We start from the raw sequence: 12,411 nt of genomic DNA, 5'->3' as shown, positions 1-12,411 counted from the left end.
CAATAAGTTGATATGAAAAGTGTAGTTTATTTATCTCAGATGTTAGATTTTAAGAGAAAATTCATATTAATGAGGTGGGGGAAGTGTGACCGATATTGCATTACGAGTACTAACGCGCTAAGCGGCAATAGTTAACAAAACGGCGTTCTAAGCAAAGTGATTGACGCTTTGAGCGCCACTCCCTCGTTGGTATTCAAATGCAATCAATTCCTCAGCAGGTACAGGCCTACCTAAGAAAAAGCCTTGTACGACGTCACAGTGGAGAGACTCCATTCGTGTGAGTTGAGTTTGAGTTTCTACGCCTTCGGCTACTACTTTCATTCTTAGGTTGTGAGCCATGGATACAATCGCGCGAACTAATGAATCGTCTTGATCGCTTTTTCGGATTTGAGCGATAAATGAACGATCAATCTTGAGCCCGTCAAAAGCCATATGTTGTAGGTAGGCAAGGGCTGAATACCCCGTACCAAAGTCATCTAGCCAAACTTCCACTCCGATACTTTGTAGTTTTTTAAGCACATATTGAGCTTTCTCTGTATCATCAATAAAAAGTGACTCTGTCACTTCAACATGAATGGTTTGAGGGGCGACATCATGTAGTCGTAAATACTTAGAAAATAATTGACTTAAATCTTGGCGATAGATTTGTCTTGGGGACAAGTTTAATGCGATGTGAAAATCAGTACCGAAATGTTCTGCCCAAATTGCCCGCTGAGCAACTGCCGTCTCAATGATATGTTCTCCAAGCTCCAATATTAAATCACTTTGCTCTGCGATCGGGATAAACGATTCTGGACTGATATAGCCTTTCTCGGGATGATTCCACCTAACCAATGCTTCGACCCCAATTAGGCGATAGGTTTTTAGATCAAATTGTGGTTGATACCACAGCTCGAATTGAGACAAGTCACGTACTGAACGACGCAGTTCTCGTTCTATGTATAAACGTTGTTTAATCGTTTCATCAAACGTGGAATCGTATATCGTCATAATGTCTTTACCGCGTCTTTTAGATTCCTGCGCCGCAAGAGAGGAAAGCTGTAAAAGAGACTCAGCGTTTGAACCAAATTCTGGATACACAGCAATTCCGAGGCTTGCCGTAATTTGAATATCGTTCTCTTCCAAACTAAAGGGAGAGAGTAGTTGGCGATGAATAGCGTGCGCTTTTTCTGTAGCTTCATGACTGTCCGAGCACGGAAAGGCCAGTACAAATTCATCCGCACCTACTCGACTTACGATGGTAGAAAGGCGGTAAAGCGGCTTAAAATAACTCGGCAAACGGCTTTGAAGCTCTGAAGCAAGATGGCCGAGCAATTTATCCCCAATGTTATGTCCGTAGTTATCGTTAATGTGCTTAAAGTCATCCAAGTCAATAAACACAACCGCGAGTGAGGGGGATTTGTGGTCAGTTATTTGCGTTTGAATATCAATGAGTAACTTTTCTCGGTTTGGCAGGGAAGTCAGAATATCGTGGTACGCCATGAACTCAACTCGGCTGGTGTATCGGTTCACTTTGTTTGACATTTTGTTGTACGCCGAAATAAGTTCTCCCACTTCATCTTTGCTTTGTATGTCGGTGACTGGCAGCGCTTGGGTATTTGACTCTGAAAATTGATCTTTTAGTTGCTTGAGTGGCTTAGTTAACGACCGCCCCAAAGCATAAGCGATGATGCTACCGAATAGTACGGATATCCCACTGATCGTTAGCAGCAAGTTAAACATCTTCTGTTTATCGTTTGAGGTAATCGCTTGGACTTGTTCAATGTTCTGTTCTTTCTCTTCCAGTAGATGTATCAAGTTAAGCTCAAGATACACCGCCCCAAGAGTAATGTTTGATTGCTGAATCGGCGCTGCGATCTCCAACTGATGCTTGGAAAAGGAAACGAGAGTTCTAGATTCTTCTATTGCTTTCAAAATAAAAGGAGAGCGGTAATGAGGTTGGGCAAACATCCTTAGCTGAGTAGTGCCGTCGTGAAAGATTAGCCCTTCATTGTCAACAACATGTATTTTCGAGACATCTGGCTGGCTCAATGTTGCCTTAATTTGCTCATACGCTTGACTGATATTGTCTGTATAGAGTGGATCAAAAAGCTGTTTTGATAATAGCTCTGCATAAACCAACCCTTTTTGCTTAACGTAAGATTCTGTTTTTTCTTGAGAGTTGTTCGTGATTTGTTGAGTTAAGCTATTTGAATACGCATCGTAACCGTGCATGTATAACGCAAGGTTTATCACCACAACAAACAAGACAACGAACATTGTCGAGCAAATGTATTTGGTTTCGAGTGAGAGCTTTTTAAACATCAATCCACCTTCGGTAACAAGTGAACTGACTTGCGAACTGTACTTAAGGAGGCTCGCATTTCTGGAGTAAGCGCGCTGAATTTTTTGGTGTTCTGAAACTTTTTAAGTGCGAGAGAGCCTTCGTGAGTTGTATCCATATCAAGCAGTATTGACGTGATTTTACGCTGTTGCTCTAGGCTCATGCTTGGAGAAGCGAGAATCAAATCCCTGGGTATTTCAACAGAACGAGAAAAAATCGCTAGTTTGTCTTTCATGTTCTCTGGCAAATCTTTGGGATTGTTCCAGTTGAAGTTACTGAATGCTCCTGCTGCAACTCTCTGTTTATATACCCATACAGATAGGTTGATTTCATTTGACTGAGCGAGTTGCTCATCAAGGAATAAATAACCAATGCTGTCTTTGGCCGGTTTGTCATCAGGAGAGGGAAGGTATTGCAGTTTTTCTCCGTGATTCAGCAATGTAATCGCAGGTAGGTAATAGCTGCTGGTAGACGTGCGCTTTTCGAAAACAAGCGTTTTTCCGCGCAGGTCAGAAAGTGACTCAATGCCACTCTCTTTATTAGTAAAGAACACCGTATGATATTTTTGCAGGCCTTTTTTCCATCGTATAGCGAGGACTTGGCTATTAGACTCCTTTTCTAAGGTCATCGCATTAAAGGGGGTCGCCGTTGCAATTTGAACGGTGCCATTTTCAAGCGCAACCGCGAGCTGACGATAATTTTTAAATACCTTTACCGCCCCTTTTGCGTAACCATATTCAGCCATATTTTCAGTTACATACTGGGTAAGGGGCGTCGCTTTTTTGATTTTGCTTTGGGCTTTATTCGACACAATGCCAAACGTGAATGTTTTCTCAATATTATCTTGTGCACTGACGACAAAAGGTGAACTCAGCAAAGTGAGTAATAACAGAGTGCAGGCAGGTTTCATCCGGCTTCAACTTCCTTCTGGTGCATGTCAGTAATATTTAGTATTTATCAATGTGCCGAAATCAATCTTAAAAACAGTATGATGTACAAATTTCGTTGTGTGCGCACTTTTTATAATGTGACTTGGTCACTTATTCCGTTCAAATAGTACCGAATTTGACGTTTATGTACAGGATGAATGTATCACCGTGAGTCTGAATTCACCGGATTCTTGGTCAAGCGCAGTATTGGCTGTGAGCTAATGCGCCTTATGTATCGCTATTTTGTACTAAGAAAATTTTTCCAACTGTTTTTGATACTTTTTCTCGAGAGCTTCATTGCCTGCTGCACGTTCAAGTTGAATCATGAGTTGCAAAGAGGGCTTCTTCACGCCATACATTTGATTGAATCTCATTAATCGAATTCTAGCTTCAGTATAATCACCGCTATCAATTTCTATTTTAGCGAGTTGCAAAATCGATTTTGGTCTATAGGGGTCATGATCGATAGCTCTAGTAAAGTAGTATCTCGCTTTGTCTTTATCTTGTGATTTTAGCGCACAAAAAGCTGCATTCTCATAGCTTGCTGGAATAAGGTAGTAATAAGGCTGCTCAATGGCTCGATTAAACATCTGATCGGCTTTTTCGAAGTCACCTCGCTTGCAAAGAAAAGTACCGTAGTTATTGAGCACATTTCCGTTTTTAGTGTGTTGGCGTAGAGAGCGTTTATACATCTGTTCGGCTTTAATATCTTCACCAACCGTTTCGTAGTAGTGAGCCATAGATAATTGCGCGCGATAGTATTGAGGTGCGTGGTTTAAGGCTTGTTGTAAGTTATCATGCGCGCGAATCATGTTACCGCCGTCTAAATAACCTAAGCCAAGTGCGATACGTGATTCTGCCATTGCCACAGGATCGGCTTTAACGACAGGGCTTCCATCTTCTTTCACCGTCACGCAACCCACGAGTGCAAACTGAGACAATAATATTAGTGCACCGAGCTTTGCTGTTTTCATTCTTTATCCCTACATCCCTGAATCTTTCTGCATGATATGAATTACTTAGCAAAAACCTATTGAGGAAAAAACACTATGCGATCAGGTTTGCAAACTGTTATGAAAAAGCCGCCATATGGCGGCTTGGTTCACATATTACATTTCGGTAATGATGAGTGCTTTGTTTGCTTATTTTGAAGCTAATCGTCTTTAGTGAAAGCATCTTCACTGAAGTGATCGAGGTCGTACGGTGTTTGCTGATAAACACAGTAGTTCAGCCAGTTTAAAAAGAGGAGGTGTCCATGGCTTCTCCAGCTTGCAATTGGTGGGTTATCTGGGTTGTTGTTTGGGTAATAGTTGACAGGAATAGCGGGCTCCATACCTTCGCTTAAATCTCGGATATATTCATTATGTAAGGTGTGAGAATCATACTCAGGGTGTCCTGTGACAAAGACATTGCGTTTGTCTTTTGTGGTGGCTAAGTACACACCTGCGACATCCGATGTCGCTAAAATGTCTAAGTCAGTATGCTCTTCTAGAAAGTGAGGCGAAAAATCTGCGTAACGCGAGTGAGGAGCCAAAAACGTGTCATCAAATCCACGTAAGATAGGGTGAAATTGATGATGGATTTGGTGGTGATACACGCCTGAAAGTTTTTCTTTACGCGTTTTTTTAGGTAGATCGTAGAGTAGCTTTAGTCCCGCTTGCGCAGCCCAGCAAACATAAAGAGTGGATGTCACATGATCTTTTGCCCACTCCATGATGGTTTTGAGATGATCCCAATAAATGACATCTTCAAATTGTACCAAACCTAATGGAGCCCCAGTAATGATCATGCCATCGAAGTTGTTATCTCGCACCATTTCAAATTGGCGATAAAACGTGTCTAAATGTTCAGTTGGCGTATTTTTACTCGGGCGGTTATCAATGCGCAGTAATTCGACGTTAACCTGTAGTGGGCTGTTTGAGAGTAGACGCAGAAACTGAGTTTCAGTCTCTATTTTTTTTGGCATCAGATTAAGGATCAGTACTCTTAAAGGACGTATTTCCTGACTCGCTGCACGCGTTTCACTCATCACGAAGATGTTTTCTGTCCTTAATACATCGGTAGCTGGTAATTGATCTGGAATTCTAATTGGCACGACTTTCTCTCCCTAAGTATAGTCAATCTAGACGTCTATACTTCTAAAGCTAACTTAATTAAGTTTAGATGTCGATACGAAATCCGACTTTTCAATCTACTCTTTACATTATGGTAAACCGTACTCGGGGTTGTCACACAATTGTGACTAAAGCAGAGTTTCTGATGAGATAGGTTTGAAACGCAGTGTGTACTATTTGCTGGTAATTATGCGATCACGTTAATATGTGAAGGTGACTTCGTAGTAAGGAAGTCTCAAATTAATGAGCCATACTAAAAACAATCAGCTCACCATTTTGCATTAATGTGCATATTTGGAAACATCGTCAGTGGAGGACATTATGTTCGGTATTTTCAAGAGAAAGACAAAGATTCAGAGCATCGCTCAAGAAGTTCCTTGCGTGCTACTGCATTCGTTTGGTGATAAAGACATTTATACGCCGGAAGAGATTGATCAAGCTCTTCAAAAGCTGGGTTATGATAAGAGCAAGGATATCAGTCATTATCAGTATGCGTATGGAATGTTTGCCGATGAAGCCTCTTACGAGCTCCTAGAACTAACGGATGAGCTAGGTAATTATGGTCATTTCCAACGTGAAGTAGGTAAGATGCTACTCAATACACCTGAGCCGATTGATATGCATATCTACTTTGAAATTTCTCGTCAGCACCAAAACGTCAGCCTTTCACCTGGTCATCAAAAAGTAAGCGAAAGTGATGGTGTGTAAACATCGTTAGTGGTATTCCATCGTGAGATGAGTTGGGTATAATGCGCGGCCTAATTATCCGGACATGTTGTCGGTTACATTTCTGTTGAGCGTTAATGCCTTATGTTCAAAATGCTTATCTCTATGCCACCAATGTTGGCGCTGTCGATCGCGATTGTATGTGAAGTGATTGCCACTTCTTATATTCCCAAAACAGAGCAATTTACGAAAGTAATGCCGAGCACAGTCGTTTTGATTGGTTACGGCATCGCTTTATTCTTGCTTTCCGTCACAGTGCAAACAATGCCTGTCGGGGTTGTTTATGCCATATGGAGTGGTGCTGGGATCGTTTTGGTTGCGACGGTTGGTTACTTTGTTTACGGACAGCGTCTAGACTTACCAGCCCTAGTTGGTATTGGGTTTATCATCGCTGGTGTGTTGATCGTAAATTTATTATCCAAAACAGTAGGGCACGAATAACGCCACTCTACTTGTTAAGTGAATAAGAAGCCGCAGCGAGAAATTGCTGCGGCTTTTTAGTGCAAATTCAATCGCTAATGACGAGTATTGATATCACTTCTTATTATTGTATTCATCACGGTCGCATTATGTGATTGAAAAATAGACATTATTTAGCGCATTGAAAATACAAAGTTATATTTCTTCAAACTTTAGGAAAGGGCAGTAGATAAATCACTCCGATAGATGTTAACGTGGCGACTCATCTGTACTGCTTTTTCATTCCCTACATATTTCTGCAAAGTTCTTATTGTGTAGTGTGTCGAAGAACCATAGAATCCGCGCGCTTTAATTTATGTTATTAGCGTTATCAATGATAAAAGTGCAGTCCATTATCATTGTTTTTATCACTTATAGATGGGCACATCTGACAATACTTACATGAACAAATACAAAAAGCCTGCATTCAAGGCCGAATTTCTTTTGCCTCGTTACTGGGGAACGTTAATTATCATTAGCGTGATGTACTTACTTAGCCTCCTTCCTTTTAAAGTTCAACTAGCTTTGGGACGCAACATTGGTCGTTTAGCTATGCGATTCATGAGAAAACGTCAAGTTACGATCAGACGCAATCTTGAGCTTTGCTTCCCTCATATGGAAAAATGCCAACGCGAAGCAATTCTAAAAGACAACATCGACAATACTGGCATCGCACTTTTTGAGACCGCAATGGCATGGTTTTGGTCAGATAAACGGGTAAACAAACACGTCACGATAAAAGGCATGGAGCATCTAGAGGCTTTAGAGAAGTCAGGCAAAGGTGCATTAATGTTGGCCGTACACTCAATGAATCTAGAGTTAGGTGCTCGAGCTTTTGGCATTAAAAAGTCTGGAACCGGTGTTTATCGCCCAAACAATAATCCGTGCTTTGATTATTTTCAGTATAAGGGACGCTCTCGCTCTAATCGTACACTGATTGATCGTAAAAACGTCAAAGCCATGCTTGAATCACTTAAAACGGGTGAGCGGGTTTGGTATGCACCGGACCACGATTATGGTAACCGACGCTCGACATTTGCACCGTTATTTGCCGTTAAAAATGCTTGTACTACGACAGGTACAAGTTTGTTGGTTGATTCTACAGATTGCGCCATTGTGCCTTTTACGATGGTAAGAGGAAAAGACGGACACTATACCCTAACCATTAGTGCGCCCGTCGAAGGTTTCCCGAAAGAGGATCATCAACGTGCCGCCGCATTCGTGAATCAAATAGTTGAAACATCAATCATGGCAAGTCCGAGCCAGTATATGTGGCTTCATCGTCGGTTTAAAACTAGACCAGAGGGTGAGGACTGTTTGTACAAGCCTAGGCTCATCCCTAGCTTGGCATAACACATAGAGAGCCTACAAAAAGCCCAAGGAACATACGAACCTTGGGCTTTTACTTTCTATTCTTTTCGCTTTATAAGTAGCGATCTTTTAGGTGAGCTTGAAAGTGTTTAGCATTCAGTGTTTCACCCGTGGCTTGTTTTACCAACTCATCAGTGGTGAATAAGCTACCTTTACTCCAGATGTTTTCCGAGAGCCAATTGAATATCGGAGCTAAGTCGCCAGAACGAATAACCGCATCTACATTGACGGTTTGTTTCATTGCTGCCATAAATTGTGCAGCGTACATCGCACCGAGCGTGTAGGACGGGAAATAGCCAAAACTTCCGTCTGTCCAATGGATATCTTGCATACAGCCATTTTTGAAGTTTCCTTCGGTTGATAGCCCCAAGTACGCTTTCATCTTTTCGTTCCAGAGTTCTGGTACATCTGTATGTTTGATGACGCCGTTCATGAGATCTCGCTCAATTTCATATCGAAGAATAACGTGAGCAGGATATGTTAGTTCGTCAGCATCTACGCGAATAAAGCCTTTTTCTACGCGAGTGTAAATTTTGGCTAAATTGTCTTTTTCGAATTCACTACCAGAAAAATGGTTAGAAGCCAGTCGAGCGAGGTGATCGATAAACGCGCTGCTTCGTCCTATTTGCATTTCAAAGAAGAGTGATTGTGATTCATGAATACCCATAGAGCGAGCTTCTCCCGCGGGTGTTCCTGATAAATCTTTTGGTAGCCCTTGCTCGTATCGAGCATGGCCAGTTTCGTGGACAATCCCCATCAGTGATTGGACAAACTCGTTTTCATTATAACGTGTCGTAATACGCACATCTGTCGGTACACCGCCACAAAATGGGTGGGTACTCTCATCAAGTCGACCGTGTTCAAAATCGAATTGAAGTAGCTTCATGACTTCCAAACCGAGCGCTTTTTGCTTTTCCGCAGGGTAGTGTGCAGTTGGCAATAAGATGTTGTCTGATTGTTGTTTTTCAAGCGCTTCATCGATCAAAGTAGGAAGCCAGGTTTTCACGTCAGCAAAAAGAATGTCTAACGACGCAGACGTTGTGCCAGGTTCATAAACATCGAGCATGGCATCATAAGGAGTCGTGCCATTTGCTTCGGCTCTAATTTGCGCTTCTTCCTGCGATAGCTTTACGACTTCAGCCCAGTTCTTTTCAAAACCAGCCCAGTCATTTTCTCCACGTTGCGTACGCCATGCATGTTCACATTTGGAGCCAGCAAGAGATTGAGCTTGAACTAATGATTCTGGTAGTAAGTTAGCTTGCTGCCACCCACGCTTCATTTCTCTTAGGATAGATTTTTCTTTTGTAGACAGCGTCTCTTCTTCTGCCTGAGCGAAAAGCTCTCCCAAGTGCGGTTGAGTCATTAAAGAATGGATATGTACATCGAGCTCTGCCGTGGCATTCGAGCGTGCTTCAGCGCCACCAGGTGGCATGACCGCTGCTTGATCCCAATCTATGATGGCAGATAGATGCTCAAAATTTGCCACTTTTTTGGAATGTTCAACGAGTTTTGTAAATGCGTTCATGTGACTACTCTTATTCTTTTGTTCTTTCCCTAAACACCCGATAACGGGTCCTTCATATGATGTTGCACTAAGCAACCTGCGTTAATTTACTAATAATTAACAATTAACTCCAACCCATTGTCCATAAACTCACCCAGTTGTATAGCTCTCTTAAAAAAGAAGCTTGCGAATCTTGTGGATTGGCGGTATTGATGAAGGATTGACAATTAATTATCACGATAATATGGATATTTTGAATTTCGAGGCATTTATTATTGCCATTACGATTTTAACGTTAACGCCAGGTTTAGATACTGCACTTGTTATCCGTAACACTAGCCGCTCGGGCCTAAAAGATGGATGTACAACCAGTCTAGGGATTTGCTTTGGCTTATTCGTACATGCTTTTTTTTCTGCGGTTGGTATCTCGGCGATTCTTGCGCAATCAGCAGAGTTGTTCCAAATCGTAAAAATGATTGGCGCGGCTTATCTTATCTGGCTTGGTTTGAGCAGTTTAAAAGCGCTAATGTCGTCGAAAGATGGATTGACCGTGACCGAGCAGATTCACGAAGTGTTTAATGGTAAGCGCTCTTTTAGAGAGGGCTTTCTTTCTAACGTCTTGAACCCGAAAACGGCGGTCTTCTATTTGGCTTTCTTGCCACAGTTTGTGAATCCAGAAGGTTCACCCTTGCTTCAATCAATGATGATGGCATCTGTACACTTTGCTATTGCGATGGTTTGGCAGTGTGGTTTAGCTGGCGCGCTTAACTCGGCTAAAAATCTACTAAAGAATGCAAGCTTTATGAAGTGGATGGAAGGCGCGACGGGCGCAGTATTAGTCGCACTTGGTGTGAAGTTATTAATTGAAAAACCCGTTTAATGCGTAATATTTATCGATTGTTGATACTACTCGCTGTATTTATTGTGGGGATAGGTGCCGCTGTTGCTTGGCATACGTGGCCACAAGTACAGTTTGCGCAACGCGGCATGATCTGGTCTTGGCACTGGGGCTACTTCGAGCCTTTTGCTAATGGAATACAACAAACGCGAACTCAAGACACTAAACAGTTATTGCTCAGGCGTGTGTATTTGCATGACGCTATTGTCGTTTTTGTTTCGACAACTATGGACAATAAATTTGAGGTCGACGTTGTAAAAGAGCAAACCTGTGAACCTAAAACGACGACTTGGGCTTCGGTCTCTGTCAATCATCAACGTGTCAGGCATGTACCTATGGTGTGCGATGCGTTTGGGCAAGGCTACTTTTATCGCTACATCGGGAAACATCTGGAATCGATTGAGGTTGGTGTCGGCGACTCGTTTGTAACAGAAGCATTTTTAGACTGGCCGCTATCAGAGTTGAAAGCGGATCAATTCAAGCAAAAAAATGCGAAGTTTTTTGAAGAACGTGGAGAAAACGTTGAGCATCAATGGTTGAGAGATTAACCATTTAACCGAAGATAAATAAAGCCCGCTAAATAATAGCGGGCTTTATGTTTTTACCATTTCTAATGTGCTTTGCTCTCCGTTACTGGTAGTTTGTGACCGAACAGCTGTCGTTTCACTAAGCTTTCACTGCTTCAACTTCACCTGATTGCGATGTTGAGCTAAAGAACAGTTTGGTTTCTGCCAGTACGACGTGACGCAGTGCGATCAAACCAATCAGGTTAGGAATTGCCATCAGACCGTTTACGATATCAGCCAGTAGCCAAATCATATCGAGGTGAAGGAATGCACCAGATGCCACCAAGCCAACGAAAATCAGTTTGTATGGAAGCACAGCTTTAGTTCCGAACAGGAACACAACGCAACGCTCACCGTAGTAGTTCCAACCAAGAATGGTGGTAAAAGCGAAGAACATCAAACCGATTGAGACGAGCATAGGGCCAAATGTATCTGCATTTAAACCCACCGCAAAAGCATGAGTCGTCATCGCGGCGCCTGCTAGGTCACTTTGCCATGCACCGGTCAGGATTAGAGCAAGGCCTGTCATGGTACAAATAATGATGGTATCGAAAAAGGTACCCGTCATTGAAATTAGGCCTTGTTTAACACAAGAGTCTGTCTTCGCTGCTGCTGCTGCCATAGGCGCGCTACCCAAACCTGATTCATTTGAGAACACACCGCGAGCGATACCTGATTGGATTGCCAGCATGATGCTTGCACCTAAAAAACCACCAGTCGCTGCTGTTGATGTAAAGGCTGAAACCAGCACTAATTCAACGGCATTGAACAATTGGTCTGCATTCATGATGATCACGCTTAAACACGCCAACACATAAAATACAGCCATGGTAGGAACCACTTTTCCTGCAACGTTAGCAATGGATTTGATGCCACCCAAAGTTACGAAAGCAACCAAAAGAGTTAGTACAAAGGCAGATAGCTCACGGTTAACACCAAGAGATATCTCACTTGCATCCAGAATCGCGTTTACTTGTGGAAACGTACCGATACCAAAACAAGCAACACCCAAAGCAAACACTGCAAACATGATCGCGAGAGCTTTTGAGCCAACACCGTATTGCAAGTAATACATTGGGCCACCAATCATTTGGCCTTTATCATCGACTCTTCGGTACTTAACCGCCAACAAACATTCGGCGTATTTAGTCGCCATTCCGAAAAGGGCAGCGAGCCACATCCAGAATAGAGCGCCTGGTCCACCGAGTTTGATTGCTGTGGCAACACCAACAATGTTACCAGTACCAATTGTTGCTGAGAGCGCAGTACAAAGAGCTGCAAAGCTAGAAACGTCACCTTGAGTATTAGATGACTTATCTTTACTGAATACCATCGCTAGCGCTGTTGGGAGGTGTTTAAACTGGATCAAGCCAAGGCTAAAAGTGAAGTAAACACCTGTACCTACTAGCAAAATAAGCAGCGGTGGACCCCAGACAAAATTATCGATGGTTTGTAGTAAAGATTGTAGGTTGTTCATGATTTCCCCTTAATAAAACAACTAATAAGGAGAAGAGGGAAAGG

11 protein-coding genes are annotated in these 12,411 nt (G+C 42.5%); 5 read left to right on the top strand and 6 right to left on the bottom strand.

Going from position 1 to position 12,411, the window contains the following annotated elements; all coding sequences use genetic code 11:
- Nucleotides 1-147: 147 nt before the first annotated feature.
- The 4 genes from R7O13_RS09120 to metA form a co-directional block, all read right to left on the bottom strand.
- A complete protein-coding gene (locus tag R7O13_RS09120; RefSeq protein ID WP_318303641.1) occupies nucleotides 148-2,304 on the bottom strand; it encodes an EAL domain-containing protein in 2,157 nt (718 codons plus the stop codon).
- Nucleotides 2,304-3,233, bottom strand: a complete 930-nt coding sequence (locus R7O13_RS09115) for a phosphate/phosphite/phosphonate ABC transporter substrate-binding protein (RefSeq protein WP_171344727.1) — start codon at nucleotides 3,231-3,233, stop codon at nucleotides 2,304-2,306. Before R7O13_RS09115 ends, R7O13_RS09120 begins: the two co-directional genes overlap by 1 nt.
- A 267-nt stretch (nucleotides 3,234-3,500) precedes the next feature.
- Nucleotides 3,501-4,226 carry a type IV pilus biogenesis/stability protein PilW gene (gene pilW / locus R7O13_RS09110; RefSeq protein WP_318303639.1) on the bottom strand — a complete coding sequence of 242 codons (726 nt, stop codon included), beginning with the start codon at nucleotides 4,224-4,226 and terminating at the stop codon, nucleotides 3,501-3,503.
- A 179-nt stretch (nucleotides 4,227-4,405) separates the two neighbouring features.
- The gene (metA, locus tag R7O13_RS09105) at nucleotides 4,406-5,347 is read right to left on the bottom strand and encodes a homoserine O-acetyltransferase MetA (RefSeq protein ID WP_318303637.1); all 942 of its coding nucleotides are present in this window, start codon (nucleotides 5,345-5,347) and stop codon (nucleotides 4,406-4,408) included.
- A gap of 340 nt (nucleotides 5,348-5,687) precedes the next feature.
- On the opposite strand from metA, the gene R7O13_RS09100 reads away from it, so the two are divergent.
- The 3 genes from R7O13_RS09100 (at nucleotide 5,688) to R7O13_RS09090 (ending at nucleotide 7,904) form a co-directional block, all read left to right on the top strand.
- Nucleotides 5,688-6,074 (top strand): DUF6559 family protein, encoded by a 387-nt coding sequence (locus R7O13_RS09100; RefSeq protein ID WP_005377791.1) that lies wholly within the window; start codon nucleotides 5,688-5,690, stop codon nucleotides 6,072-6,074.
- A 123-nt stretch (nucleotides 6,075-6,197) separates the two neighbouring features.
- Nucleotides 6,198-6,533 (top strand): DMT family transporter, encoded by a 336-nt coding sequence (locus tag R7O13_RS09095; protein WP_412125715.1) that lies wholly within the window; start codon nucleotides 6,198-6,200, stop codon nucleotides 6,531-6,533.
- A gap of 420 nt (nucleotides 6,534-6,953) precedes the next feature.
- Nucleotides 6,954-7,904: an LpxL/LpxP family Kdo(2)-lipid IV(A) lauroyl/palmitoleoyl acyltransferase gene (locus R7O13_RS09090; protein WP_053303308.1), complete on the top strand. Its 951-nt coding sequence runs from the start codon at nucleotides 6,954-6,956 to the stop codon at nucleotides 7,902-7,904.
- 70 nt (nucleotides 7,905-7,974) lie between these two features.
- On the opposite strand, the gene R7O13_RS09085 is transcribed toward R7O13_RS09090, so the two are convergent.
- Nucleotides 7,975-9,447 (bottom strand): carboxypeptidase M32, encoded by a 1,473-nt coding sequence (locus R7O13_RS09085; RefSeq protein WP_318303634.1) that lies wholly within the window; start codon nucleotides 9,445-9,447, stop codon nucleotides 7,975-7,977.
- Between the two features lie 223 nt (nucleotides 9,448-9,670).
- Here R7O13_RS09085 and R7O13_RS09080 point away from each other — a divergent pair, with 223 nt between their 5' ends.
- The gene (locus R7O13_RS09080) at nucleotides 9,671-10,306 is read left to right on the top strand and encodes a LysE family translocator (protein ID WP_017820932.1); all 636 of its coding nucleotides are present in this window, start codon (nucleotides 9,671-9,673) and stop codon (nucleotides 10,304-10,306) included.
- Nucleotides 10,306-10,872, top strand: a complete 567-nt coding sequence (locus tag R7O13_RS09075) for a hypothetical protein (RefSeq protein ID WP_005385713.1) — start codon at nucleotides 10,306-10,308, stop codon at nucleotides 10,870-10,872. The genes R7O13_RS09080 and R7O13_RS09075 overlap by 1 nt, the downstream gene beginning before the upstream one ends.
- Nucleotides 10,873-10,990: 118 nt before the next feature.
- Here R7O13_RS09075 and R7O13_RS09070 read toward each other — a convergent pair whose 3' ends face one another.
- Complete coding sequence (locus R7O13_RS09070; RefSeq protein ID WP_005377785.1) at nucleotides 10,991-12,367, bottom strand: alanine/glycine:cation symporter family protein; 1,377 nt, start codon at nucleotides 12,365-12,367, stop codon at nucleotides 10,991-10,993.
- Nucleotides 12,368-12,411 lie beyond the last annotated feature (44 nt).

The organism is Vibrio sp. Y176 (assembly GCF_033438945.1).
Note: the sequence above shows the minus strand (reverse complement) of the source record. Positions and strands in the feature narration are given on the sequence as shown.